The organism is Kitasatospora sp. NPDC058965, assembly GCF_042741245.1.
In the GTDB taxonomy this organism is placed as follows: domain Bacteria; phylum Actinomycetota; class Actinomycetes; order Streptomycetales; family Streptomycetaceae; genus Kitasatospora.
On sequence record NZ_JBHYKG010000116.1, the window covers coordinates 1 to 24,658 of the forward strand.

22 protein-coding genes are annotated in these 24,658 nt (G+C 74.6%); 4 read left to right on the plus strand and 18 right to left on the minus strand.

All coding sequences use genetic code 11. The features are described from left to right. Nucleotides 1–231 precede the first annotated feature (231 nt). The 11 genes from ACFW1A_RS20095 to ACFW1A_RS20145 form a co-directional block, all read right to left on the minus strand. The gene (locus ACFW1A_RS20095) at nt 232–1,092 is read right to left on the minus strand and encodes a DUF6099 family protein (RefSeq protein ID WP_380410457.1); all 861 of its coding nucleotides are present in this window, start codon (nt 1,090–1,092) and stop codon (nt 232–234) included. Between the two features lie 208 nt (nt 1,093–1,300). Further along, nucleotides 1,301–1,648, minus strand: coding sequence for a nucleotide pyrophosphohydrolase (locus ACFW1A_RS20100; protein WP_380410477.1), 348 nt, complete (start codon nt 1,646–1,648; stop codon nt 1,301–1,303). Between the two features lie 14 nt (nt 1,649–1,662). Then, on the minus strand, nt 1,663–2,904 hold the full coding sequence (locus tag ACFW1A_RS20105; protein ID WP_380410458.1) for an AAA family ATPase: 1,242 nt from the start codon (nt 2,902–2,904) through the stop codon (nt 1,663–1,665). Nucleotides 2,905–3,275: 371 nt separating this feature from the next. Then, nucleotides 3,276–4,127, minus strand: a complete 852-nt coding sequence (locus ACFW1A_RS20110) for a putative RNA methyltransferase (RefSeq protein ID WP_380410459.1) — start codon at nt 4,125–4,127, stop codon at nt 3,276–3,278. A gap of 82 nt (nt 4,128–4,209) precedes the next feature. After that, nucleotides 4,210–4,647 (minus strand): fic family toxin-antitoxin system, toxin component, encoded by a 438-nt coding sequence (locus tag ACFW1A_RS20115; protein ID WP_380410460.1) that lies wholly within the window; start codon nt 4,645–4,647, stop codon nt 4,210–4,212. After that, nucleotides 4,644–4,880, minus strand: coding sequence for a toxin-antitoxin system HicB family antitoxin (locus ACFW1A_RS20120; RefSeq protein ID WP_380410461.1), 237 nt, complete (start codon nt 4,878–4,880; stop codon nt 4,644–4,646). Before ACFW1A_RS20120 ends, ACFW1A_RS20115 begins: the two co-directional genes overlap by 4 nt. Before the next feature lie 99 nt (nt 4,881–4,979). Then, nucleotides 4,980–6,335, minus strand: a complete 1,356-nt coding sequence (locus tag ACFW1A_RS20125; protein ID WP_380410462.1) for a nitrate/nitrite transporter — start codon at nt 6,333–6,335, stop codon at nt 4,980–4,982. Then, nucleotides 6,332–6,700 carry a nitrite reductase small subunit NirD gene (gene nirD / locus ACFW1A_RS20130; RefSeq protein WP_380410463.1) on the minus strand — a complete coding sequence of 123 codons (369 nt, stop codon included), beginning with the start codon at nt 6,698–6,700 and terminating at the stop codon, nt 6,332–6,334. Before nirD ends, ACFW1A_RS20125 begins: the two co-directional genes overlap by 4 nt. Beyond that, a complete protein-coding gene (gene nirB, locus ACFW1A_RS20135; protein ID WP_380410464.1) occupies nt 6,697–9,255 on the minus strand; it encodes a nitrite reductase large subunit NirB in 2,559 nt (852 codons plus the stop codon). The genes nirD and nirB overlap by 4 nt, the downstream gene beginning before the upstream one ends. Continuing rightward, nucleotides 9,252–10,490, minus strand: coding sequence for an NAD(P)/FAD-dependent oxidoreductase (locus ACFW1A_RS20140; RefSeq protein WP_380410465.1), 1,239 nt, complete (start codon nt 10,488–10,490; stop codon nt 9,252–9,254). Before ACFW1A_RS20140 ends, nirB begins: the two co-directional genes overlap by 4 nt. Beyond that, a complete protein-coding gene (locus tag ACFW1A_RS20145; RefSeq protein WP_380410466.1) occupies nt 10,487–12,565 on the minus strand; it encodes a molybdopterin oxidoreductase family protein in 2,079 nt (692 codons plus the stop codon). Before ACFW1A_RS20145 ends, ACFW1A_RS20140 begins: the two co-directional genes overlap by 4 nt. Before the next feature lie 192 nt (nt 12,566–12,757). Between ACFW1A_RS20145 and ACFW1A_RS20150 the strand changes: the two genes are divergently transcribed. Continuing rightward, complete coding sequence (locus ACFW1A_RS20150) at nt 12,758–13,885, plus strand: uroporphyrinogen-III synthase (protein ID WP_380410467.1); 1,128 nt, start codon at nt 12,758–12,760, stop codon at nt 13,883–13,885. Further along, nucleotides 13,882–14,559: a sirohydrochlorin chelatase gene (locus ACFW1A_RS20155; protein ID WP_380410468.1), complete on the plus strand. Its 678-nt coding sequence runs from the start codon at nt 13,882–13,884 to the stop codon at nt 14,557–14,559. The genes ACFW1A_RS20150 and ACFW1A_RS20155 overlap by 4 nt, the downstream gene beginning before the upstream one ends. Nucleotides 14,560–14,566: 7 nt before the next feature. Here the strand turns inward: ACFW1A_RS20155 and ACFW1A_RS20160 are convergent, their stop codons facing one another. Further along, complete coding sequence (locus ACFW1A_RS20160; RefSeq protein WP_380410478.1) at nt 14,567–15,868, minus strand: class I SAM-dependent RNA methyltransferase; 1,302 nt, start codon at nt 15,866–15,868, stop codon at nt 14,567–14,569. Nucleotides 15,869–16,376: 508 nt separating this feature from the next. Here ACFW1A_RS20160 and ACFW1A_RS20165 point away from each other — a divergent pair. Both ACFW1A_RS20165 and ACFW1A_RS20170 read left to right on the plus strand, forming a co-directional pair. Next, the gene (locus ACFW1A_RS20165; protein ID WP_380410469.1) at nt 16,377–17,057 is read left to right on the plus strand and encodes a potassium channel family protein; all 681 of its coding nucleotides are present in this window, start codon (nt 16,377–16,379) and stop codon (nt 17,055–17,057) included. Then, the gene (locus tag ACFW1A_RS20170; RefSeq protein ID WP_380410470.1) at nt 17,057–17,728 is read left to right on the plus strand and encodes a potassium channel family protein; all 672 of its coding nucleotides are present in this window, start codon (nt 17,057–17,059) and stop codon (nt 17,726–17,728) included. Before ACFW1A_RS20165 ends, ACFW1A_RS20170 begins: the two co-directional genes overlap by 1 nt. 50 nt (nt 17,729–17,778) lie before the next feature. Here the strand turns inward: ACFW1A_RS20170 and ACFW1A_RS20175 are convergent, their stop codons facing one another. The 6 genes from ACFW1A_RS20175 to ACFW1A_RS20200 form a co-directional block, all read right to left on the minus strand. Further along, nucleotides 17,779–18,531 (minus strand): DUF3159 domain-containing protein, encoded by a 753-nt coding sequence (locus ACFW1A_RS20175; RefSeq protein ID WP_380410471.1) that lies wholly within the window; start codon nt 18,529–18,531, stop codon nt 17,779–17,781. Then, nucleotides 18,528–18,935, minus strand: coding sequence for an OB-fold nucleic acid binding domain-containing protein (locus tag ACFW1A_RS20180; RefSeq protein WP_380410472.1), 408 nt, complete (start codon nt 18,933–18,935; stop codon nt 18,528–18,530). Before ACFW1A_RS20180 ends, ACFW1A_RS20175 begins: the two co-directional genes overlap by 4 nt. Before the next feature lie 54 nt (nt 18,936–18,989). Next, nucleotides 18,990–19,670 (minus strand): response regulator, encoded by a 681-nt coding sequence (locus ACFW1A_RS20185; RefSeq protein ID WP_380410473.1) that lies wholly within the window; start codon nt 19,668–19,670, stop codon nt 18,990–18,992. Further along, nucleotides 19,667–22,273 carry an ATP-binding protein gene (locus ACFW1A_RS20190; protein WP_380410474.1) on the minus strand — a complete coding sequence of 869 codons (2,607 nt, stop codon included), beginning with the start codon at nt 22,271–22,273 and terminating at the stop codon, nt 19,667–19,669. Before ACFW1A_RS20190 ends, ACFW1A_RS20185 begins: the two co-directional genes overlap by 4 nt. Before the next feature lie 219 nt (nt 22,274–22,492). Beyond that, nucleotides 22,493–23,371 carry a hypothetical protein gene (locus ACFW1A_RS20195; RefSeq protein ID WP_380410475.1) on the minus strand — a complete coding sequence of 293 codons (879 nt, stop codon included), beginning with the start codon at nt 23,369–23,371 and terminating at the stop codon, nt 22,493–22,495. A 166-nt stretch (nt 23,372–23,537) separates the two neighbouring features. Further along, entirely contained in the window at nt 23,538–24,248 is a 711-nt protein-coding gene (locus ACFW1A_RS20200) for an ABC transporter ATP-binding protein (protein WP_380410476.1), read from the minus strand. Nucleotides 24,249–24,658 lie beyond the last annotated feature (410 nt).

The window sequence follows — 24,658 nt, forward strand, 5'->3', positions numbered from 1 at the left end:
GGCCCGTTCCGCGCCGCGGCCCCCCCCGGCGCGGGGGGCGGGTCCGCGGCACTAGCCCAGCGCGTGCGGGCGGGGCAAGCGGGAGGTCACCCGTGGGACTGAGCAGCGGGACGGGTTGGACCTCATCGGGTGGTCGGCGGTGACCGGAACGGATCAGGGGTCGTTGGGACGGCGGGGCCAGTCGGCCCGCCCGGCACCCGCCCCACCAGCGGGCACCGCCGTCCACCCGCGTCACACCGCGCTCCCGAGCTGGAGGGTCACCCTCATGTCCGAACCCAGGTACGAGGCACCCGTCGCACCCCCGCAGCCCTCGACCGCCACCTCCCCCAAGAGCCTGCTGGACCAGATGCAGGAGCTGCTCGCCTCGGTCACCGCCGACCTCGCGGACCTCGGGTCCGACCTGGAGGCGTCCGGCGCGCGGGCGGTGGACCGGACCGGTGCGGGCGAGGCGGCGGGCGGCCCCACCGGCTGGTGACCGCTGGTCGGACGCCCGCCGGTGCCCTCGCCCGGCGGGGTGAGCCGCAGCACCAGGTGCACCTCGCCGCCGACCGGGCCGCCCGCTGCACGGCCGCCGACCCCCTCGGCCTCGGCCGCCTCCTCCTCCGGGGACAGCGGCACCCCGGACTCCTGGCGGGCCCGGCGGCGGAACACCCGCAGCAGCTCGACCACCAGGTCCCGGCACTCCTGGGTGGCGTCCAGCCCGTCGGTGGCGACCCAGAACAGCCCGGTGGTGCCGGAGTCGTGCGCCACCACCACCAACGCCTCGGCCACGTCGGAGATCAGCTGCTGCAACTCGCGCAGCACCGGCACCGGCTCGGCCACCTCGCTGAGCCGGGCCGCCCGGCCGGCTGCGCACCAGTCCGACCGGCCGGGGCGCTCGGTCGCCTCCTCCAGCCGACCCGCGGCGTGCGCCCCGGCCGCGGCGAGCAGGTGGGCCACCGCCGCCACCTCACCGTCCGGGTGGTCGCCGAGCCAGCCGGCCAGCGCCTCGGTCAGGGTGGCCACCTGCCAGGCCTCGGCCAGCACGTCCGGCACGGTGCGGGCCTCGGCCAGCGCGTGCCGGGAGGTCTTGATCAAGCGCAACGCGTCCATCGGACCGGGCTCCTCCCGCCGGGCCGCCCCCGCTGGGCGGCCGGTTGAGAGCAGAGTGCGCGGATCCGACCGGTCGTGCACCCACCGCCCCGGAAGCTGTGGACAACTCCGGCCCTGTGGACAACGATCCGGCCTGATCATCGGACCGGACCGCACTGCACTGCACTCCACTGGACTGCGCTCCACTGGAGCCGCAGCACCACCGCCGCTACGGCGCCGGGAACCGCTGCTCGTTCCGGTCGATCTTCGCCGCCAACGCGGCCAGCGGATCGACCCCCACCGCCAGGCAGAACTGCAGCAGGTAGGCCAGCACGTCGGCCACCTCGTCGCGCACCCGCTCGGCCCGCTCCGGGTGCGCCATCACGGCGGCCGCCTGCTCCTGCGTCAACCACTGGAAGATCTCCAGCAGTTCACCCGCCTCCACGCTCAACGCGGCAGCCAGGTTCTTCGGGTTGTGGAACGGCTGCCAGCCGCGCACCGCGGCGAACTCGGCCAGCCGCGCGGACAGTGCCGCGACCGTCGGCGCCCCGCCGGCCGCGACCGCCCCACCCGTCATCTCGGTATCGTCGTTCACCCGGACAGGTCTACCCCATCCCCCTGCGCCGGCACCCGCGCACCCGCCGCCACCGGGCCCGGCTCCGCCGCCACCGCCCGGACCGGCCCCAGCACGCTGTGCCCGCTCGCCGGGTCCCGCCGGCACGCGACCAGCGTCACCCCCGCCACCTGCTCGGCCGGCGCCGGGTCCTGCACGGCCGCCAGCAGCCGCAGGTGCTCCTTGTCGCACATCTCCCGGGCCAACCGCAGCAGCGCCACCGTCTGCTCACCGCCCAGGCCGGCCCCGAGGTCCTCCGCCAGCACGGTCAACTGCCGCCGCGCCCACGGGACCTCGGCGGCGGGGTCGACGTCCAGCACCCCCGCCCCGGTGAGCAGCACGGCGGCGAACGCGAGCAGCCGCAGCATGCCGTCCGAGGCCTGGTCGGCACCGGTGCGCCCGAGCACCCCCTCGTCGAAGACCGCCAGCAGCCGTTCCTGGGCCCGGGTGCCGCGCCGCTCCACGTCCAGGCCGAGCAGCGGGTGCGGCGCCGCGGCCTGCACCGCCTTGAGCAGCCGGCCGTACCGCCGCACGCACTCGCCCTGCAGCCGGGCCAGCACCGCGGACATGTTGGCCGCGGTGGGCAGCAGCCGGGCCTGCGGATCGGGGCGCACCCAGCCGCGCATCAGGGCCGGCACCGGGTGCACCGGGAAGACCTCGCGCAGCGCGGTGAGCAGTTGCTCGGCCGCGGCCAGCACCTTGCGCTCGCCCGGCGAGGAGCCGGCCACCCGCAGCGGGATCTGCGTGGTGATCAGACTGCCGCTGGGGAACGGCGCGCGGATGTCGCCCTGCCGGGTGTCGTTGTGCCAGCTGACGTTGACCCGGCCGCCGACCAGGTCCTGCTCGCCGGTCTCCACCAGGGTCTGCCCGTCGCAGACCAGCCACTCCCGGGCCACCCGGACCCGGCCGTCGGTGCGGATCACCAGCTCCAGCCGGATCGGCCCGGCGAACGAGCGCACCGTGCAGCCCAGGATGATGGCGTTCCGGCCGTGCGGGACGCAGCCCAGCAGGCCGCCGCGGACCGGCGCGGCCAGCGGCCCGGCGATCCCGCCGACGCCGTCCAGCGAGGGTCCGATCTCCTCGCCCTGGGCCAGCCGGGAGAGCACCGCCAGGGCGTCCAGCGCGTTCGACTTGCCCACTCCGCAGGGCCCGTGCAGCACCGTCAGCGGGGCCAGCGGCAGGGTGGCGCGGCGGAACGACTTGAACGAGGTGAGCCGCACCTCCTCGACGGTGGGCCGCAGCGTCGGCCGCGGCTCGGACCCGGGTGCCGGGCGCGGGTCCGACCCCGCAGCCGACCGTGGTTCGGACCCCGGCACCGGGCGCGGGTCGGACCCGGGTGCCGGTCGCGGATCGGCCGCCGGCGCCGGACGCGCGGCGGCCGCGGAGGGCTCACAGGTGGCGGGAGCGGCGGGCAGGCGGGCGGGGCGCGGAACGACGTCGCTGGTCACCACGAAGACGCTACTGACCGTCAACACCGCCCTGACCAGCAGAAACGTGCCTGCTGACGGTATTTCACCCCATCGGGGTCGGCCGGCCGCCCCGGGGCCGTTCCGGTCCCCGACCCGGAGTCGCCCCGGTCCCCGACCCGGCGTCAGTCCCGTCGCCGGTACGCCGCCACCCGCACCGACCCGGTCACCGTCACCGGCTCCGGCAGCGCCCCGAGCGCCGCCGCCAGCGCGGCCCGGTCGGTGTGCCAGGCGTTCGGCCCCATCCCCACCACGGCCGCCGCGTCCCGGTGGTCCAGCCGCAGCGCGAACTCGACCTGCTGCCCGCCGAGCGGCTCCAGGTGCGGGCTCAGCTTCTCGGCGACCCGCCGGTCCTTCTCCTCGTCCACCGCCAGCAGCCCCAGCGCGCCGACCAGTTCGCCCAGGTGCCGGGTGGTCGGGGTGACCAGCAGCAGCTGCCCGCCCGGGCGCAGCACCCGGTGGATCTCGGCGCCGTCGCGCGGGGCGAAGACGTTCAGCAGCAGCTGCGCGCTGCCGGTGGCCAGCGGCAGCGGGCGCCAGGCGTCGCAGACCACCGCGCCGGCCCGGGGGTGCGCCTTGGCGGCCCGGCGCAGCGCGAACTTGGAGAGGTCGAGCGCCGCGCCGACCGCACCGGGCAGCGCGTCCAGCACCGCGGCCAGGTAGTACCCGGTGCCCGCACCGAGGTCCACGACCAGGCCGTCGCCGCCGTCCGGGGCCGCCTCGGCGGCGGCCGCGGCCAGCGCCCCGGCGATCGGCGCGTAGTGCCCGGCGGCCAGGAAGTCGGCCCGGGCCGCCACCATCTCGGCGGTGTCCCCGGTCCCGGTGTGCGCGTCGCCGGGCAGCAGGCTGACGTACCCCTGCTTGGCCACGTCGAAGGCGTGCCCGCCGGGGCAGCGCAGGGTGCGCCCGGCCGCGTCCAGGACGAGGCCGAGCGCGCAGTGGGGGCAGGTCAGGTACCGCTCGATGTCCCGGAGCACCGACCCACCATAGCCGTCTGAGCAGCGGGTTCCGGGCGCGGGACCGCCGCACCCGGGCCCCGGTCGCCGCCGTGTCCGGACCCTAGTCCGAGTCCGAGTCCGAGTCCTCCGGGCCGTCCTCGCCGCTGACCTCCTCCCCTTCGGCCTCGTCCACGATCCAGCCGTTGAGGCGCTCGGCCACCCCGTCCACCCCGAGCTTGCCCTCCCGGATCGCCCGGGCCAGGCTGCGCACCTCGCGCGCGGTGGTCGCCACGTGGCAGCCGCTGGCCACCAGGTAGGCGTAGGCGACCGCGGTGGCGTAGAGCTCGTTGGTGCGCTCCAGGGCCGGCACCCGGATCAGCTGGTGCATCAGGGCGGCGGCCCGGTCCTGCGGTTCGGGGTAGACCGCGATGTCGAAGATCTCGGCCTGGTGGCGGGCGATGGCGGCCAGCAGGGAGCCGTAGTCGATCACCTGGGGGTCGCCGGGGGTGTACTGCTCGGCCGTCATCAGCAGCCAGGAGAGGTCGACCTCCAGTCTCAACGCTGCCGCTCCTCGGCGCCCACGCGCTCGCCGAACTCGGTCAGGAACTCGCTCTCGTACTCCTTCATGAACTGCGCCGCCGCGTCCACGAAGCGCAGACCGGCCTCGCCCATGTCCTGCAGGACGAGCCGCTCGATGTACTGGTTCATGCTGATCCCCTGCTGCTCCGCCCGCTCGCGGGCCATCTCAGCGGTGGTGGCGTCCACCCGCACGTTGAGCTGCTTCTTACCCATGTCTTCGAAGCTAGCGCTCAAGCGCTAGCGCGACAAGGGCGCGAACGGGGGCGCATTGCCCGCCGTTCGCGCCCTGTTCACGCGCTGCTCAACTGTGGATCACACGCGGGCCCCCGCCACCCCCCGCCGCAGGTAGACCGCCCAGGTGAGCACCAGGCAGAGCGCGTAGTACCCGAGGAAGGCCAGGTACGCACCGTCACCGTTGTGCGAGCTGAGGAACGACTGCCGGAAGGCCATGTTGACCAGCACTCCGCCGAAGGCGCCGATCGCGCCCGCCAGGCCGATCAGTGCGGTGCTGCGCCGCCGCGCGGTCCGCTCGGCCTCCTCGGGGTCGGTCCCGGCGGCCACCGCCCGGGCCGCCTTGGCCCGGAAGATCGCCGGGATCATCTTGTAGGTCGAGCCGTTGCCGAGGCCGCTGAGCACGAAGAGCACGATGAACCCGGCCAGGAAGAGGCCCAGCGAGTGCTGCCGGGACGCCTCCAGCACGGCGGCGGCGCCGGCCGCCATCGCCGCGAAGGTCCAGAAGGTCACCTTCGCCCCGCCGAACCGGTCGGCCAGCAGGCCGCCGACCGGCCGGATCAGCGAGCCCAGCAGCGGGCCCAGGAAGGTCAGGTAGGAGGCCTTCACCGCGGTGTCGAACTGCTGGTGGAACTGCACCTGCAGCACCTGCCCGAAGGCGAAGCCGAAGCCGATGAAGGAGCCGAAGGTGCCGATGTAGAGCGCCGAGACCGCCCAGGTGTGCGGCTGCCGGGCCACCTCGCGCAGCGCCCCGCGGTCGTTGCGCAGGGCGCCGAGGTTGTCCATCCGCAGCGCCGCGCCCAGCGCCGCCAGCACGATCAGCGGCAGGTAGACCAGCGGCAGCAGCCGCGGGTGGGCGGCGCCGGCGGTGGCCAGCACCAGCAGTCCGAGCAGCTGCACCACCGGCACCCCGAGGTTGCCGCCGCCGGCGTTGACGCCCAGTGCCCAGCCCTTGAGCCGCTGCGGGTAGAAGGCGTTGATGTTGGCCATCGAGGAGGCGAAGTTGCCGCCGCCCACCCCGGCCACGCAGGCCACCAGCAGCAGCGTGGTGTACGAGACCCCGGGCTCCAGCACGATCCCGGCCAGCACGGTCGGCACCAGCAGCAGCAGCGCGCTGAACACGGTCCAGTTGCGCCCGCCGAACCGGGCCACCGCGAAGGTGTACGGGATCCGCAGCACCGCGCCGAGCGCGGTGGGCAGCGCGGTGAGGGTGAACTTCCCGGCGGCGTCGATGTGGTACTTCGGACCGAGGAAGAGCACCAGGACCGACCACAGGCTCCAGACCGAGAAGCCGATGTGCTCGGAGAGCACCGAGAAGACCAGGTTGCGCCGGGCGATCCTGGCCCCGGCCTGCTCCCAGAACGCGGTGTCCTCGGGCTGCCACAGCTCGATCCGGCGGGCTCTGCCGCCGACCTCGGTGACGGTGGGCGCGCTCATCCGGCCACCGCCAGGGCCGCCACGGCCACCCGGACCGGCCAGGTCCGCAGGTGGGCCGGCGAGCCGTCGGGCGCGGTCTCCTCGTCCAGGCACCGCCCGGTCCGCAGGTCGAAGGCCTGCTTGAGCATCGGCGAGACCACCACCGGCGCCTCGCCCCGGCTGCCGGTCAGCCCGCGGGACATCACGTAGGCGCCGCTGAACGGGTCGCGGTTGTCGAGCGCGTACAGCTCGCCGCCGCGGGTGCGGAAGACCGCCGCCTGGGTGCCGTCGGGCAGCAGCACCGCCACCCCGCGCCCCGGGACCAGGTCGTCGAGCTCGCAGATCCTGCTCCAGCCCTGTCCGTCATCGATCTGTACCGTGGTCATCGGCTACGCACCTCCAGGTTGGGGCCGATCAGGACGCGGCCGTCCTCGTCGGGTCGGGCGGGGCGGATCTGGTCGCGCTCGGGGACGAAGCGGACCGTCGGGTCGGGGGTGCCGGGCGCGTTGGCGAACGAGACGAACCGCCGCACCCGGTCGGGGTCGGCCAGGGTGGCCGCCCACTCGTCCTCATAGGTCTCCACGTGCCGGGCCATCAACTCGTCCAGCTCGTCGCAGATCCCCAGCGAGTCGTCCATCACCACCGCCCGCAGGTGGTCCAGGCCGCCCTCCAGGCGGTCCAGCCACGGCGCGGTGCGCTCCAGGCGGTCGGCGGTGCGGATGTAGAACATCAGGAACCGGTCGATGGTGCGGAGCAGCGTGTCGTGGTCCAGGTCCGCGGCCAGCAGGTCGGCGTGGCGCGGCGTCATGCCGCCGTTGCCGCCGACGTACAGGTTCCAGCCCTCGGCGGTGGCGATCACGCCGAAGTCCTTGCTCTGCGCCTCGGCGCACTCGCGGGCGCAGCCGGAGACCGCGGACTTGAGCTTGTGCGGGGCCCGCAGGCCGCGGTAGCGCAGCTCCAGCTCGATCGCCAGGCCCACCGAGTCCTGCACCCCGTAGCGGCACCAGGTCTGCCCCACGCAGGACTTCACGGTGCGCAGCGCCTTGCCGTAGGCGTGACCGGACTCGAACCCGGCATCCACCAGGCGGCGCCAGATCTGCGGCAGCTGGTCCACGCTGGCGCCGAACAGGTCGATCCGCTGACCGCCGGTGATCTTGGTGTAGAGGCCGTAGTCGCGGGCGATCTCGCCGATGGTGATCAGGCCCTCGGCGGTGATCTCGCCGCCCGGCACCCGGGGCACCACCGAGTAGGAGCCGTTGCGCTGCAGGTTGGCCAGGAAGTGGTCGTTGGTGTCCTGCAGCGCGGCCTGCTCGCCGTCCAGCACGTGCCCGTTGCCCAGGCTCGCCAGGATCGAGGCCACGGCCGGCTTGCAGACGTCGCAGCCCTCGCCCTTGCCGTGCTCGTCGACCAGCCGGGAGAAGGTGGTGATCCCCTTGACCCGGACGATCTCGTAGAGCTCGGCCCGGGTGTGCGCGAAGTGCTCGCACAGCCCGCGGTCCACCGCGATGCCGCCGGCCTCCAGCTCCTCGGTCACGATGGTGCCCAGCAGCTTCACGCAACTGCCGCAGCCGGTACCGGCCTTGGTGCACTTCTTGACCTCGGGGACGGTGTGCAGGCCCTGCTCGGAGACCGCGGCGCGGATGGCGCCCTTGGTCACGTTGTGGCAGGAGCAGACCACCGCCTCGTCCGGCAGCACCAGCGGACCGTGGCTGTTCGGGCCGGCCGGGACCAGCAGCTGCTCGGCGGGCATCGGCAGCTTGGTCCGGCTCACCGCCAGCGGGCGCAGCGTGGCGTAGGAGTCCACCTCGCCGACCAGCACCCCGCCCAGCAGGCAGCCGTCCTCGCTGACCACCAGCTTCTTGTAGACGCCGGCCCGGCTGTCCGCGAAGACCACCTCCAGCGACCCCGGGGTGCTGCCCAGCGCGTCGCCGAAGCTGGCCACGTCCACGCCCAGCAGCTTGAGCTTGGTGGAGGTGTCCGCGCCGGTGAACGACCCGGCGGCGCCGAACAGGTCGCGGGCCGCCGTCTCGGCCATCGCGTACCCGGGGGCCACCAGGCCGTAGACCCGGCCGTCCGCGGCCAGCGCGCACTCGCCGATCGCCCAGATGTGCTCGTCCGAGGTCCGGCAGTGCTCGTCCACCGCGATGCCGCCGCGCTCGCCGACGGTCAGGCCGCAGTCCCTGGCCAGCTGGTCGCGCGGACGCACGCCGGCCGAGAAGACCACCAGGTCGACGTCGAGCTCGGAGCCGTCGGACAGCGCCATCGAGCGGACCCGGCCGTCCGGGAGGGTCTCGATCCGCTGGGTGCCGGCGCCGGTGTGCACCCGCACCCCCAGCTCCTCGATCTTGCGCCGCAGCAGGGTGCCGCCGCCGTCGTCCACCTGGAGGGCCATCAGCCGCGGGGCGAACTCCACCACGTGGGTCTGCAGGCCCATCGCCCGCAGCGCGCCGGCCGCCTCCAGGCCGAGCAGGCCGCCGCCGACCACCGCGCCGACGCCGGCCCCGCCGGCCGCCGCGCGGATCGCCTCCAGGTCCTCGATGGTCCGGTAGACGAAACAGCCCTCGGCCTCGTGCCCGGGCACCGGCGGCACGAACGGGTACGAGCCGGTGGCCAGCACCAGTGCGTCGTAGCGCAGTGCGGCGCCGCTCGCGGTGGTCACCGTGCGGGCCGCCCGGTCGATCGCCACGGCCGGCTCGCCCAGGCGCAGGTCGATGCCGTGCTCGGCGACGAACTCCGGACTGCAGAGCGACAGCTCCTCGGCCGAGGTGCCGGAGAACCAGGAGGTCAGGTGCACCCGGTCGTACGCGGGTCGGGGCTCCTCGGCGAGCACGGTGACCCGCCAGCGGTGCGCCTGCTCGGTGGCGGGCTGCTCGAACAGGGCTTCCAGGAAACGCTGTCCGACCATGCCGTGGCCGACCAGGACCAGGTCTTTGACGATCACGGGCGGGCTCCTCGGGTGGTGGTGATCAGGGGCAGCAGGTCGTCGGGCAGCGGGTCGTCCCGCTCGTACGCCCGGGTCAGGGCACCGACCGTGGCCAGGTCGCCCAGCAGGATGCCGCCGACGAGCCGGTCGCCGCGCAGCACGAGCTTCTTGTAGGTCCCCCGGGTGGGGTCGGCCAGCCGCAGCACGTCGGTGCCGGGCTCGGCCTCGGCGCGCCCGCCGCTCTCGCCGAACGCGGCGTACTCCAGCGGGCCGGTGCTGAGCCGGGAGAGGGTGCGGGCGCCGGTCCAGCGGGCCTCGGGGTCGGCGCCGGACAGCCGGGCGGCCAGCGCCTCGGCCATCTGGTAGGCGGGTTCGGCCAGGCCGTGCACCCGGCCGCGGTGCTCGGCGCAGTCGCCGAGGGCGTGCACGCCCGGTGCGCCGGTGGCGAGCCGGTCGTCGACCAGCACGCCCTGACGCACCGCCAGTCCGGCCGCGTGCGCCAGTCCGGTGCGCGGGCGCACCCCGCAGGCGAGCACCACCAGGTCGGCCTCCAGCCGGTAGCCGTTGGCCAGCTCGACCCCGGTCACCCGGCCGAGCGCGGCCGGGTCCTCGCCGGCCGGGCCGCACAGCGCCCGGGCCCGGTTGTCCAGGTAGCTCACCACCCCCAGGCCGGCCAGCGCGCCGCGCAGCGCGTCGGCCGCCCGCTCGTCCAGCTGGCGCTCGATCAGGTGCGGCGCCTGGTGCACGATCTCCACCGGCAGGCCGAGCGACGCCAGCGCCCGGGCCGCGCTCACCCCCAGCACCCCGCCGCCGATGACCACCGCGCGCTCCGCGGTCGCGGCGTCCTCGGCGAGCCGGGCGCAGTCGGCCAGGGTGCGGAAGGCGTGCACGCCCGGGCGCAGTCCGCCCGCGCCGCGCAGGCCGCGCAGCGGGGGCAGCACCGGGTTGGCGCCGGTGGCCAGCACCAGGTGGTCGTAGCCGGTCCAGTCGCCGCCCCCGGCCAGCAGCCGCCGCCCGGCCGGGTCCAGCGCCAGCACCTCGCGGCCGGTCCGCAGCTCGACGCCGGGCCCGTAGGGCAGCGCGATCATCTCGAAGTCGTAGCGCCCGGCCAGCACCTCGGCCAGCAGCACCCGGTTGTAGGGGCCGCGCTCCTCGGCGCCGTACAGGGTCAGCTCGCCCTGCCCGCCCAGCGCCCGGTACTGCTGGGCGAACCTGGCGCCGGCCAGTCCGGCGCCCACCACCGCGATCCTCATCGCACCCGCTCCACTCGCACGGCGCAGACCTTGAACTCCGGCATCCGGGAGACGGGGTCGAGCGCGGGGTTGGTCAGTGTGTTGGCCCGTCCGGCGCCCGCCCAGTGGAAGGGCATGAAGACGGTGTCGGGCCGGATGGTGTCGGTCACCCGGGCCGGCGCCACCGCCCGGCCGCGCCGGCTGGTCACCCGCAGCGGCTCGCCCTCGGCCACCCCGAGCCGCTCGGCCAGCTGCGGGTGCAGCTCCACGAACGGGCCCGGCGCGGCCTGGGCCAGCTGCGGCACCCGGCGGGTCTGCGCGCCGCTCTGGTACTGCGCCAGCACCCGGCCGGTGGTCAGGTACAGCGGGTAGGCGTCGTCCGGCAGCTCGGCGGCCGGGCGGTAGGAGACCGGCACGAACCGGGCCCGGCCGTCCTCGGTGGCGAACCGGTCCAGGAACAGCCGCGGGGTGCCCGGGTGCTGCTCGTCGGGGCAGGGCCAGAAGACGCCGTCCTGCTCCTTGATGCGGCGGTAGCTGATCCCGGCGTAGTCGGCCTGGCCGCCGGCCGAGGCCCGGCGCAGTTCCTCGAAGGCCTCCTCGGGGTCGGTCGGGAAGCCCTTCTCGACCCCGAGCCGCGCGGCCAGCTCGTGCAGCACCGCGAGGTCGCTGCGCACCCCGGCCGGCGCGGCCAGGGCGGCCTGACGCAGGATCACCCGGCCCTCCAGGTTGGTCAGCGTGCCGGTCTCCTCCGCCCACTGGGTCACCGGCAGCACCACGTCCGCCAGCTGGGCGGTCTCGGAGAGCACCAGGTCGCTGACGGCCAGGAAGTCCAGTGCGCGCAGCCGCTCGGTCACGTGCCCGGCGCGCGGGGCCGACACCACCGGGTTGGAACCCAGCAGGAACAGGGCCCGGGCACCGCCCTCGGTGCCGAGGGTGTCCAGCAGCTCGTAGGCGGAGCGGCCGGGCCCGGGCAGCTCGGCCGGATCCACGCCCCAGACCTCGCCCAGGTGCGCGCGGGCCGCCGGGTCCTCGATCGAGCGGTAGCCGGGCAGTTGGTCCGCCTTCTGGCCGTGCTCGCGCCCGCCCTGGCCGTTGCCCTGGCCGGTCAGGCAGCCGTAGCCGGAGCCCGGGCGGCCCGCCTTGCCCAGCGCCAGGCAGAGGTTGATCCAGGCGCCGACCGTGTCCACGCCCTTGCTCTGCTGCTCGGGGCCGCGGGCGGTGAGCACGATCGCCTTCTCGGCGCCGGCGAACAGCTCCACCGTCCGGGCCAGCTGACCGGCCGTCACGCCGGTGATCCGCTCCACCCGGGTGGGCCAGTAGTTCATCGCGGCGGTGCGGGCCTCGGCGAAGCCGGTGGTGCGCTCCGCGACGAACCGGTTGTCCACCAGGTCGTCGGCCACCGCCAGGTGCAGCAGGCCGAGGGCCAGCGCCAGGTCGGTGCCGGGCACCGGCTGCAGGTGCAGGTCGGCCTGCTCGGCGGTCCGCGTGCGGCGCGGGTCGACCACGATCAACGTGCCGCCGCGCTCGCGCAGTTCGCGGAAGTAGCGGAGAGCGGGCGGCATCGTCTCGGCCGGGTTGCCGCCGACCAGGATCACGCAGTCCGCAGTGGCGACGTCCGCCAGCGGGAACGGCAGCCCGCGGTCCAGGCCGAACGCCCGCCGGTGCGCGGCCGCGGCCGAGGACATGCAGAACCGGCCGTTGTAGTCGATGTGCGGGGTGCGCAGCACCACCCGGGCGAACTTGCCCAGCAGGTACGCCTTCTCGTTGGTCAGCCCGCCGCCGCCGAAGACCGCCACCGCGTCCCGGCCGTGCCGCTCGGCGGTGGACCGCAGCCCCTCGGCCACCCGGTCCAGCGCCTCGGCCCAGCTCGCGGTGCGCAGCGCCCCCGCGCCGTCGCGCACCAGGGGCTCGGTCAGCCGCCGTGCACCGTCCAGCAGTTCGGTCGCCGACTGGCCCTTCCCGCACAGCGCACCGCGGTTGACCGGGAAGTCCGGACGCTCCAGCACCCGCGCCGCAGCACCCGGCCGGTCCGGGCCGGTCAGGCGCATGCCGCACTGCAACGAGCAGTACGGGCAGTGGGTGTCGGTCGTCGTCATGGCACCGAGCGTCGCGGCGGCCTGTTTCGCCACCGGGTCACCCCTGTTGCGCCCGGGGTACGTTCCGCTCACCGGCGGGGCCGATCAGGGTGACCGTCCCGAAATCTTCCGTAACCACGGGCCGCCGGGCGCTTACCGGCACGTGACCGCTGCGCAACGAGGGCGAAACAGTGCTGACCGAGCCTGCACCCCATGACTGCACTTCAGCCTTCGAGTCCGCTGGTCGGCTACACCATCGGCGTGACCGCCGCCCGCCGCCGCGAGGAGCTCGTCGCGCTGCTGCGCCGGCGCGGTGCCCGGGTGGTCGAGGCGCCGGCCCTGCGGATCATGCCCCTGGAGGACGACGAGGCGCTGCGCCGGGCCACCGAGCAGTGCCTGACCGCGCCGCTGGACTACGTGGTGGCCACCACCGGGGTCGGCTGGCGCGGCTGGCTCAGCGCCGCCGACGGCTGGGGCCACGGCGCCCGGCTGGCCGAGGTGTGCGCCCCCGCGGTGGTGCTCACCCGCGGCCCCAAGGCCACCGGGGCGGTGCGGGCCGGCGGGCTGAGCGAGACCTGGTCCCCCGCCACCGAGGCCACCGACGAGCTGCTCGCCTGGCTGCTCGCCCGTGACCTGCGCGGCAGACGGGTGGCCGTGCAGGAGCACGGCGCATCGCTGGACGGCTTCTCGGCCGCGCTGCGCGAGCGCGGCGCCGAGGTGATCCCGGTCCCGGTCTACCGCTGGGCCCCGCCCGAGGACCTCTCCCCGCTGCGCCGGCTGGTCGAGCAGACCGCCCGCCGCGAGGTGCACGCGCTCACCTTCACCAGTGCCCCCGCGATCACCGCCTTCCTGGGCACCGCCGACGAACTCGGCCTGCGCGCGGAGGTGCTGGCCGGGCTGCGCGAGGAGGTGCTGCCGGTCTGCGTCGGCCCGGTCTGCGCCCGCCCGCTGGAGGAGGCCGGCATCACCCCGCACTGCCCCGAGCGCGGACGGCTGGGCGCCATGGTGCGCGCCATCGAGTCGGTGCTGCCGCAGCGCAACCGGCGCGAACTGCGCTCCGGCACCAGCCGGGTGACGCTGCAGGGCAACGCGGTGCTGATCGACGGGGCCGAGCCGGTGCAGCTGCCGCCGCTGCTGGCCGCGGTGCTGCGGGCGCTGGCCGAACAGCCCGGGCACGTGCTCAGCCGGGCCGAACTGCTGCGCCGGGCCTGGATCGGCACCCAGGCCGACGAGCACGCGGTGGAGGCCGCCATCGCCCGGCTGCGCGGTGCGCTCGGCGACCACGCCCGGCTGGTGCGCACCGTGCCCAAGCGCGGCTACAGCCTGCTGGCGGCGGCGTGACGGCCGCCCTGGTCGCGGTGGCGCACGGCACCCGGGACGCCGCCGGAGTGGCCGCCCACCACGCGCTGCTGGCCGAGGTGCGGGCCCAGCGCCCCGGCCTGGACGCCCACCTGGCCTTCCTGGACCACGCCGACCCGGCCCCGGCCGAGGTGCTGGCGGGCCTGCGCGGCACCGCGGTGCTGGTGCCGCTGCTGCTCGGCACCGGGTTCCACCTCCAGGTCGACCTGCCGGCGGTCGCCGCCGCCGCACCGCACCTGGCCGTCCGCACGGCGGGGCCGCTCGGTCCCGACCCGCTGCTGGCCCGGGCGCTGGGCGCGCGGCTGGCCGAGGCCGGCGAACCGGCGGACGCGGTGGTCCTGGCCGCGGCCGGCTCCACCGACCCGGCCGGCAACGCGGCCGCGGCCGAGATGGCCGCGCTGCTCGGCGCCCACCTGGGCCGCCCGGTCGCCCCCGGCTACCTGTGCGCCGCCGCCCCGAGCCCCGCCGAGGCGGTCGCCGCGCTGCGCGCCGCCGGCCACCGCCGGGTCGCGGTGGCCAGCTACCTGCTGGCGCCCGGCTTCTTCGCCCGGCGGGCCGGCCGCAGCGGCGGTTGTGTGACGGCCGAGCCGCTGGGCGCGCACGCCGATCTGGCCCGCCTGGTGCTCACCCGCTACGACCAGGCGCTGGCCGTCTGACGGCGGATCAGTCCCGGGTGCGGGCCGGCTCCAAGATCGCCACGCACTCGAAGTGGTGGGTCATCGGGAACAGGTCGAAGGCCCGCAGCGAGACGGGCCGGTAACCGCCCTCGGCGAAGTAGGCCAGGTCCCGGGCGAGCGCGGCCGGGTCGCAGGCCACGTAGGCGATCCGACGGGCCGACAGGCCGGCCAGGTGGCGGACCGTCTCGCGGCCGGCGCCGGCCCGCGGCGGGTCCAGCACGATCAGGTCGGTCTCGGTGATCCCGGTGCGCGGCAGCAGCGTCTCCACCTTGTCGCACTCGATCCGCACCTGCTCCAGCGCGGCCAGGTTGTGCCGGGCGTCGGCCACCGACTGCTTGCCGGACTCGATGCCCAGCACCGCGCCGTCCTCGCCGACCCGCTCGGCCAGCGCACCGGCGAACAGGCCCACCCCGCAGTACAGGTCCAGCGCGTTCTCGCCCCACTGCGGGTCCAGGCCCTCCAGCACCGCGTTCACCAGGGTGTCCGGCGCCTCGGGGTGGATCTGCCAGAACCCGCCGTCGCTCACCCGCCAGGTCCGCCCGACCGCCCGCTCGCGCACGAAGTTGCGCCCGTGCACCCGGTGGTGGATCTCCTGCTGGTCGACCCGGGTGAGCGAGACCGGCCGGTCCAGCTCGACCAGCGGCAGCTGCTCGCCGGGCAGCGGGCGCAGCACCAGCTGGCGGTCCGAGGAGCCGGTGGCCGCGATCGCCTCCACCGAGGCCAGCCCGGTCCAGTCGCGGGCCTCGACGCCCAGCTCGGTGATCCCCTCGGCGGCGATCAGGCAGCGGTCGATCAGCTGCACCTCGTGCGAGCGGTGCTTGCGCAGGCCCACCCGGCCGCTCTCGCCGTCCACCGTGTACTGCACCCGGGTGCGCCAGGCCGGCACCTGCCCGGCCGGCAGCTTGCCGCCGACCGGCTCCACGCTGCCGTCCCAGCCGGCCTCGGCCGGGGTCAGGCCGGCCAGCTTGGCCAGCTGCTCGGTCAGCACGGCCGCCTTGAGCTTGCGCTGGCCGCCCGGGGTGACGTGCTGCCAGTCGCAGCCGCCGCACTTGCCCGGCCCGGCGAACGGGCAGGGCGGCTCGATCCGGTCCTTGCTCGGGCTGAGCACCTCGACGGCGTCCGCGCGCAGGAACCGGGACTTGGTGGTGCCCTCGGTCACCTCGACCACCACCCGCTCGCCGGGCAGCGCGTGCCGCACGAAGAGCACCCGGCCCTCGTGCCGGGCCACGCAGTGCCCGCCGCCGTGCGCCACCGCGCCGACCTCGACCTCGTAGCGCTCGCCGACCAGCGGGTCGCCGCCCGGGCCCTTGGGCGCGGCAGCCTTCGCCTCGGCCGGCCGGGCCTTGCCGGACCAGCGCGGGCGGGCGACCTGGCCGACCTTGCGGCCCTCGGCGCCCTGGCGCGACTGGCCGGCGGAACGGGGCGGGGTGTTGCGAGTCACGTGAGGTGGTCCTTGCTGGCGTCGGCGTGGCTGCGGGGCGCGCTCACGCCCCGGGCGGAATCGGGACGAACACCCGACGGTACCGTGCCCCGCCCGGCTCCGGCGTCCGCCCGCCGTTCCGCGATCACGGAACGCCCGGCTCCGGATACCACCACCGCGTCAGCCCGTCGAGACCTTGTTCTACAGACCGGATAGTGTCGAATGGCCAGCTGACGGGCAACACTGACGTTGCCGAGCCGTATCCCCGTGACGGATGCGGCACCAGAACCGCCGCGCCCGGGCGCCGGCACGGAAGGAAACCGAACGGTGTTTGCGCAGGTCAAGAGCCCAACGAGACGGGTGAGGTAACAGCACCGTGCACATCGTGATCATGGGTTGCGGGCGGGTCGGATCCGCGCTCGCCCGCGCCCTGGAGAAGCAGGGCCACTCGGTGGCCGTGGTCGACCAGGACCCCACCGCCTTCCGCCGCCTCGGCTCCGGCTTCAACGGCCGCCGGGTCACCGGCGTCGGCTTCGACCAGGACACCCTGCGCGAGGCCGGCATCGAGGAAGCCGATGCCTTCGCCGCCGTCAGCAGCGGTGACAACTCCAACATCATCGCGGCCCGGGTGGCCCGGGAGAACTTCGGCGTCGAGCACGTCGCGGCCCGGATCTACGACCCCCGCCGCGCCGAGGTCTACCAGCGGCTGGGCATCCCCACGGTGGCCACCGTGCGCTGGACCGCCGACCAGATGCTGCGCCGGCTGCTGCCCAGCGGCGCCGAGCCGCTCTGGCAGGACCCCAGCGGCACCGTGCAGCTGGCCGAGGTGGCCTTCGACCCGTCCTGGGTCGGCCACCCGCTGACCGAGCTGGAGCAGGCCTCCGGGGCCCGGATCGCGTTCGTCACCCGGCTCGGCGAGGGCGCGCTGCCCACCCCGCAGATGGTGGTGCAGGAGGGCGACCTGGTGCAGGTGATGGTGCGCAGGTCCGAGCTGGCCGCGGTCGAGGCCGCGTTCTCGGCCGGCCCGGCGGCACACGGCTCGAAGGAGGCGAACTGATGCGCGTGGCGATTGCGGGAGCGGGCGCCGTCGGGCGGTCGATCGCCGGCGAGCTGCTGGAGAACGGCCACGAGGTGCTGCTCGTGGACAAGAACCCCAACTCCATCTCGGTGGAGCGGGTCCCGATGGCCGAGTGGCTGCTCGCCGACGCCTGCGAGATCACCTCGCTGGACGAGGCCGCGCTGCAGCGCTGCCACGTGGTGATCGCGGCCACCGGTGACGACAAGGTCAACCTGGTGGTCTCGCTGCTGGCGAAGACCGAGTACGGGGTGCCGCGGGTGGTCGCCCGGGTCAACAACCCCAAGAACGAGTGGCTCTTCAACGAGTCCTGGGGCGTGGACGTGGCGGTCTCCACCCCGCGCCTGATGTCGGCCCTGGTCGAGGAGGCGGTCAGCGTCGGCGACCTGGTCCGCCTGATGCGGTTCAGCCAGGGCAACGCCAACCTGGTCGAGCTGACCCTGGCCGAGGACGCCGACCTGGTCGGCACCCGGGTGGGCGAGGTCTCCTGGCCGGCCGACACCGCGCTGGTCACCATCATCCGCGGCGGCCGGGTCCTGGTGCCGGGCCGCGAGGACACCCTGGAGGGCGGCGACGAGCTGCTCTTCGTGGCCGCGCAGGAGCGCGAGGAGGAGTTGGAGGCGCTGCTCTCGGCCGGGGCCTCCGCGCAGTAGTCCGGCGAACGGCAGCGGCCCGGTTCCCTCGGGGGAACCGGGCCGCTGTGCTACTCGTCCTCGTCCGGGACCGCGGCCTTGATCGGCGGCGGGGCCTTGACCAGGATCTGCCAGGTCACGTACATCGCCAGCAGCAGCGGTGGGTACGCGAGGGCCACCTTCAACCAGCCCAGCAGGTTGGCATCGCCCGTGAAGTACAGCGGGAACAGGACCAGGGGCTTGATGCTCATGATCGCGACCCAGGCCCAGGTGGCCTTGGTGTAGGCCTTGAGCCGGCCCGGGTTCTGGGTGCGCCAGGTGAACATCTCGCCGGTGACCGGGCCGAGCATCACCCCGATCAGCGGCCAGCGGACCAAGGCCGAAACGGCCAGCGCGAGGCAGTAGCCGACGCTGTAGAGCAGGCCCGGCAGGTAGAAGTTCTGCGCCTTGCCGGTCCGCATCGCGAAGAAGGCGCCGATCGCCACCCCGAAGACGCCGCTGAAGGCGTGCTTGACGGTTTCCCGCCGCAGCAACCGGACCAGCACGAGCAGCAGGCACAGGCCGACCGCGGCCCAGGCGGCGGCGGAGACCTGGTGCGTCACCGTGAACGTGGCGATGAAGACCAGGCCGGGCACGGTGGTGTCGATCAGGCCGCGGACCCCGCCGAAGGCCGCCATGACGGTGTCGGCCGCTTCGCGGGAGGCGGCCGCGTCCTCCGCCGCCTTCCGGCTGGCCGCGTCCAGCTCCTGCCCCGGCGTGCCGCCGGGCTCCTCAGTGATCAGTGCGTGCGGGGCGGCGTAGTCGCCGCCGGGCTGATCGGTCACTGGTGATCGCTCCCCTGTCCCACCGGACGCAGCTCGTAGCGAGGGTTGAAGAGCACGCGACGCCCGCGTGCGAGGCTGACCCGGCCGCTGGCGGTGAGGCCGCGGCCGGCTTCTATCCCGGCGACCGAGCGGCGGCCGAGCCAGACCACGTCCAGCGCGTCCGTCCCGTCGAAGAGCTCGGCCTCCAGCGCGGGCACCCCCGCGCGCGGCCGGACCGAGACGGTGCGCAGGACGCCGGAGACGGTCACCACCTCACGATCACCCGCCTGGGCGATCGGGGTGCTGCCGGCCTCCCCCGGGTCCGCGTGCAACCGGGCCGCCGGCGCCTGCTCCGGCCCGGCGGTGAACCGGGAGAGCATCCGACGCAGGCGGCCCGGCTGCTGGTCGCTGCTGTTACCACTCATGCGGGAAGGGTACCGGCTGTACCCCCGCCCGTGACGTGCCGCGACCCCGGCGGATCAGGGCTCGAAGCGGTAGCCCATGCCCGCCTCGGTGATGAAGTGGCGCGGGTGCGAGGGGTCCAGCTCCAGCTTGCGGCGCAGCTGGGCGAGGTAGACCCGCAGGTAGTTGGTCTCGGTGCGGTAGGCCGGACCCCAGACCTCCTGCAGCAGCTGGGTCTGGCTGACCAGCCGGCCGGCGTTGCGCACCAGCACCTCCAGCAGGTGCCACTCGGTCGGAGTGAGGCGGACGTCCGCGCCGTCCCGGTTGACCTTCTTGGCCGCCAGGTCGACGGTGAACGACTCGGTGGTCACCAGCGAGTCGTCCTCGCCGGCCACCGGCTCGGCCCGGCGCACCGCGGCCCGCATCCGGGCCAGCAGCTCGTCCATGCCGAACGGCTTGGTCACGTAGTCGTCGGCCCCCGCGTCCAGCGCCTCGACCTTCTCGTCCGAGGCGTGCCGGGCCGAGAGCACGATGATCGGCACCCGGGTCCAGCCGCGCAGCCCCTTGATCACCTCGACCCCGTCCATGTCGGGCAGCCCGAGGTCGAGCACCACCACGTCGGGGTGGCGGGCGGCGGCCAGCTCCAGCGCGGAGGCGCCGTCGTGGGCCGCGTCCACCTCGTACTTGCGGGCCTTGAGGTTGATCACCAAGGCGCGGACGATCTGCGGTTCGTCGTCCACGACGAGGACCCGGGTCATGCGAGCTCCGCCTTTCGGGGGGCGAGTGGGTGGTTCGGGGACTGGTCGCCGTCGGCCGGCTCGGGCGGGCGCTGCACGGCGGGCAGCGAGACCACCATGGTCAGCCCGCCGCCCGGGGTGTCCTCGGCGGTGATGCTGCCGCCCATGGACTCCACGAACCCGCGGGCCACCGCGAGGCCGAGGCCGACCCCGGCACCGCGCGGGGCGTCGCCGTGGCGCTGGAAGGGCGCGAAGATCCGCTCCCGGGCCTCCTCCGGCACTCCGGGGCCGCGGTCCACCACCCGCAGCTCGACCCGGCCCGGACCGGACGGCGGCTCCAACGCGTCCGCCTTGACCAGCACCTTCTGGTCCAGCGGGCTGTACTTGACGGCGTTCTCCACCAGGTTGGCCAGCGCCCGCTCCAGCAGCCCGGCATCGGCCGGGACCATCGGCAGGGACTCCGGGATGTCCAGCCGCACCGCGTCGGAGGGCACCCCGCCCAGGGCCATCGGCACCACCTCGTCCAGGTCCACCTCCTGGATCAGCGGGGTGACCGTGCCGGTCTGCAGCCGGCTCATGTCCAGCAGGTTGTTGATCAGGTGGTCCAGCCGGTCGGCGCCGGCCTCGATCCCGGCCAGCAGCTCGGCCTCGTCCTCCGGGTCCCAGTCCACGTCCTCGGCGCGCAGCGAGGAGACGGCCGCCTTGATCCCGGCCAGCGGGGTGCGCAGGTCGTGCGAGACGGCCGCGAGCAGCGCGGTGCGGATCCGGTTGCCCTCGGCCTGCCGCCGGGCCGCGGCCGCCTCCTTGGCCAGCCGGCGGCGCTCCAGCAGCACCGCGGCCTGCACCGCGAAGGCGCCCAGCAGTCGGCGGTCGGCGGCCGGCAGCACCCGGCCGGACAGTGCCAGGGCCAGGTTCTCGCCCACCGGCACGTCGACGTCGGCGTCCTCCGGGCGGGCCGGCGGGTGCGGGCCGGTGGCCGCGGCCGGCTGCCACGGCGCGTGCTCGTCGACCCGCTCCAACAGCACCACCGACTCCTGCTGGAAGGTCTCGCGGACCTGGTCCAGCAGCGCGGTCAGCAGCCCCTCGCCACCGGGTGCGCCGCGCAGCACGGTGCCGGCCAGCGCGCTCAGCGTCTGCGCCTCGGCCTGGCTGCGCGCCGCCTCGTGGGTGCGCCGGGCCGCCACGTCCACCACGGTGGCCACCGAGATGCCGACCGCCGTGAAGATCACCACGGCCTGGATGTTCTGCGGGTCGCTGATCGTCAGGGTGTGGACCGGCGGGGTGAAGTAGTAGTTGAGCGCGGTGGAGCCGACCAGCGCGGAGGCGATCGCCGGGAAGAGCCCGCCGACCAGGGCCGCCAGGACCGTCACCGACAGGAAGAGCAGCATGTCGGTGGGCAGGCCGGGCCCGTGCACGTGGGTCAGCAGCACCGCCAGCAGCGGCGGTCCGGCCACCCCGATCAGCCAGCCGGCGATCGTCCGCGGCCGGCCCAGGTCGGTCACCCGGCGGATCGGGACCCGCCCCCGGCGCCCGTGCGCCACGTGCTCGTGGGTGACGATGTGCACGTCCACGTCGCCCGAGTCGCGGGCCACCGTGGAGCCGACGCCCGGCCCGTAGACGTACTGCCACGCCTTGCGGCGGCTGGAGCCGAGCACGATCTGGGTGGCGTTGACCCCGCGCGCGAAGTCCAGCAGGGCCGGGGCGGGGTCGTCGCCGAGCACGGTGTGGAAGCTGCCGCCCAGGCTCTCCACCAGGGCGCGCTGCTCGATCAGCGACTGCGGGGAGCCGGAGGGCGAGCCGGCCAGGCCGTCGGAACGCGCGATGTGCACCGCCAGCAGCTCGCTGCCGGACCCCTTGGCCGCGATCCGGGCGGCCCGGCGGATCAGGGTGGCCCCCTCCGGGCCGCCGGTCAGACCGACGACGATCCGCTCGCGGGCCTGCCAGGTGCTGTCGATGCCCTGCTCGGCCCGGTAGGTCTGCAGGTACTCGTCCACCCGGTCCGCGGTCCACAGCAGCGCCAGCTCGCGCAGTGCGGTCAGGTTGCCGGGGCGGAAGTAGTTGGAGAGGGCGGCGTCGATCTTCTCCGGGGCGTAGACGTTGCCGTGGGCCAGTCGGCGGCGCAGTGCCTGCGGCGACATGTCGACCAGCTCGATCTGGTCGGCCCGGCGCACCACGTCGTCGGGCACCGTCTCGCGTTGGCGGACCCCGGTGATGCCCTCCACCACGTCGCCGAGCGACTCCAGGTGCTGGATGTTGACGGTGGAGATCACGTCGATCCCGGCCGCCAGCAGCTCCTCGACGTCCTGCCAGCGCTTGCCGTTGCGGCAGCTCGGCACGTTGGTGTGGGCCAGCTCGTCGACCAGCGCCACCTGCGGGCGGCGGGCCAGCAGGGCGTCCAGGTCGAGCTCGGTGAACTCGGCGCCGCGGTGCTCCATCACGCGGCGCGGCACCGCCTCCAGCCCGTGCAGCAGATCGGCGGTGTTGGCCCGGCCGTGGGTCTCCACGAAGCCGACCACCACGTCGGTGCCCCGCGACGACCGCCGGTGCGCCTCGGCCAGCATCGCGTAGGTCTTCCCCACGCCGGGTGCCGCCCCGAGGTAGATCCGCAGCCGTCCGCGTGCCATGCGTCCCATTCTTGAGCCGACCCGGCCCGGGGACCATTCCCGGACACCTGTTCGCGCAGGCTCGCGCTCTCGAGACTACGGGGTGACGGGACGTTCGCCTTCGATCTGGCTGGTCAGCAGTCATATTTAGCGCCATATTGACGCACCGCCCCGCCCGCTGACGGATCGGCGGACGGGGCGGCGCGGTGGCCTGCGGCGCAGTGCGCGGCGGGGTGGGGACTACGGCTTGAGGAAGTGCAGGCAGAGGGTGTAGCCGTCCGAACCCTGCTTGACGTAGTAGCCGTCCGCGTCGTCGAACTTGCTGCAGGCCTCCTTGGGCGACCCGCCACCGTCGACCTTGCCGACCACCCGGGCCTCGGCACCCGGGTCGGAGCAGCTGATCACCTGCACGTCCGGGTTCTTGTCCTCCACCCCGGCCACCACCGCGCCCGACTTGTTCTGCACGCAGTCGCCCACGTTGGCGTAGTCCGGGCTGCCCTGCACGGAGTAGACGATCAGGCCGATCGCCAGCACCGGGATGAGCAGGCCGAGCGCGGCCGGCCGCCGGAAGAGCGGGCGCCCCGGGTTCATCGGCGTGGTGGGGCCGCCCGGCATCGGGGGCGGCAGCTTGTTGATCTTGGCGCGCTGCGGCAGGTTGCGCAGCATGGTGATCGGGTTGATGACCGAGGAGAGCAGGCCCCACCAGCCCTGCAAGAGGCTGTTGGCGGTCATCGCCCGGTGCGTGGCGATCCCGCAGTCACGGCAGAACGGGCCGCGGCGGCTGAGGAACCGCATCATGATCAGCAGGCCCTGGTGGCCGTAGAAGGTCGCCTCGGCCGCGGGCACCGAGCCGCAGAACCGGCAGCGCAGGTTGCCCTGCTCGTCGGTGGCCGGCCAGCCCTGCTGGTAACCCTGGGGGTAGGCCTGCGGGGCCGGCTGCTGCCAGGCCTGCTGACCGGGCTGGGCCGACTGCGGGGGCAGACCGCCGTAGCCGTACGGGGCCTGACCGCCCGCCGGATCCTGGTAGGCCTCGGCAGGCGGTCCGAAGCCCTGCGCGGGCGGACCGTACCCCTGGGCGGGCGGCGGCGGGTAGGAGCCGTTCGGCGGCGGCGTGGACAAGGTGATCCCCCGTGACGTGCTGGCGATGGTGGCCGCGTGCGGCGGCCGAGGTCGCGACCCTATCGGGAGTACGGGGGCGGGTAAGAACGGAATAAGGACGTACCGGACCGAACCGTCGATCAGTTGCCCAATCGTGATCCACCCTGACCTTCGGTCAGGACCGGGCTCACTCCACGATGTGGCCGTCCCGCAGCTCGACCACCCGGTCCGCCAGCTCCATCAGCTGGGGGTCGTGGGTGGCGACCAGGACCGTCACGCCCTCGCTGCGGACCACCTCGCGCAGCAGCGCCATCACCGAGCGGCCGGTCTCCGAGTCCAGCTGGCCGGTCGGCTCGTCGGCGATGATCAGGGCCGGCTCGTTGGCCAGCGCCCGGGCGATCGCGACGCGCTGCTGCTGGCCGCCCGACATCTCGGTCGGCCGCTGCTGGGCGTGCTCCGCCAGGCCCACCAGGCTCAGCAGGGCCGCCACCCGCTCCTCGCGCTGAGCGGCCGGCACCTTGCGCAGGCGCATCGGCACGCCCACGTTCTCCGCCGCCGAGAGGATCGGGATCAGGCCGAAGGACTGGAACACGAACCCGATCCGGTCCCGGCGCAGGGCCAGTCGGCCCGCCTCGTCCAGGTCCGCCAGATTCGCCCCGTCCAGCGTGATCCGGCCCGAGGTCGGGGCGTCCAGACCGCCGACCAGGTTGAGCAGCGTCGTCTTGCCCGACCCCGACCGGCCGCGCAGCGCCGTCAACTCGCCACGGCCGACCTGGAAGGAGACCCCGCGCAGGGCGTGCACCGCGGTCGGGCCCGTGCCGAAGCTTCGCCAGACGTCCTCGACCTCGACCATGGGCGCCAGCGTGGTGGCGGTTCTCTGAAACTGCTGCTGGGTCATCGCGACTCCCCCGTTCGGTCCGGCCGTGCTCGGCCGCTCCCCCGTTCTGATGCTCTGTACCGTAACCCCGAATCACGGCGTTGCCGCCGTTCGGGGGATCACATTCCGGGCACCAACGGCCAGGAGTTCTCGTCCACCAGACTCATCGTCCGCGCTCGCCACCCTTCGGCGCCGTCCCTCCCCGGTGGAGGGCTCTCGCACTGCACACGTACGGCGAGCGCTCCGGGTTGCAGGATGGCGCAAACTTTCCGAGCCGAGTGTGTGGCCGTCCGGTGCACGTCATCCCGGTGCACGTCGTCCGGCGACCGCCGGCACAACGCGAAGAAGCCCCCTTTCCCGAAGGAAAGGAGGCTTCTCCTGAATGATTGTTCGGCGGCGTCCTACTCTCCCACAGGGTCCCCCCTGCAGTA

What these genes read in the sequence shown, in the direction of transcription:
- ACFW1A_RS20120 (WP_380410461.1), bottom strand. Translation starts at nt 4,880, where the DNA reads ATGGGTAAGAAGCAGCTCAACGTGCGGGTGGACGCCACCACCGCTGAG.
- ACFW1A_RS20180 (WP_380410472.1), bottom strand. Translation starts at nt 18,935, where the DNA reads ATGAGTGGTAACAGCAGCGACCAGCAGCCGGGCCGCCTGCGTCGGATG.
- ACFW1A_RS20125 (WP_380410462.1), bottom strand. Translation starts at nt 6,335, where the DNA reads ATGAGCGCGCCCACCGTCACCGAGGTCGGCGGCAGAGCCCGCCGGATC.
- ACFW1A_RS20150 (WP_380410467.1), top strand. Translation starts at nt 12,758, where the DNA reads ATGACTGCACTTCAGCCTTCGAGTCCGCTGGTCGGCTACACCATCGGC.
- ACFW1A_RS20190 (WP_380410474.1), bottom strand. Translation starts at nt 22,273, where the DNA reads ATGGCACGCGGACGGCTGCGGATCTACCTCGGGGCGGCACCCGGCGTG.
- ACFW1A_RS20140 (WP_380410465.1), bottom strand. Translation starts at nt 10,490, where the DNA reads ATGAGGATCGCGGTGGTGGGCGCCGGACTGGCCGGCGCCAGGTTCGCC.
- ACFW1A_RS20185 (WP_380410473.1), bottom strand. Translation starts at nt 19,670, where the DNA reads ATGACCCGGGTCCTCGTCGTGGACGACGAACCGCAGATCGTCCGCGCC.
- ACFW1A_RS20170 (WP_380410470.1), top strand. Translation starts at nt 17,057, where the DNA reads ATGCGCGTGGCGATTGCGGGAGCGGGCGCCGTCGGGCGGTCGATCGCC.
- ACFW1A_RS20095 (WP_380410457.1), bottom strand. Translation starts at nt 1,092, where the DNA reads ATGGACGCGTTGCGCTTGATCAAGACCTCCCGGCACGCGCTGGCCGAG.
- nirD (WP_380410463.1), bottom strand. Translation starts at nt 6,700, where the DNA reads ATGACCACGGTACAGATCGATGACGGACAGGGCTGGAGCAGGATCTGC.
- ACFW1A_RS20100 (WP_380410477.1), bottom strand. Translation starts at nt 1,648, where the DNA reads ATGACGGGTGGGGCGGTCGCGGCCGGCGGGGCGCCGACGGTCGCGGCA.
- ACFW1A_RS20145 (WP_380410466.1), bottom strand. Translation starts at nt 12,565, where the DNA reads ATGACGACGACCGACACCCACTGCCCGTACTGCTCGTTGCAGTGCGGC.
- ACFW1A_RS20200 (WP_380410476.1), bottom strand. Translation starts at nt 24,248, where the DNA reads ATGACCCAGCAGCAGTTTCAGAGAACCGCCACCACGCTGGCGCCCATG.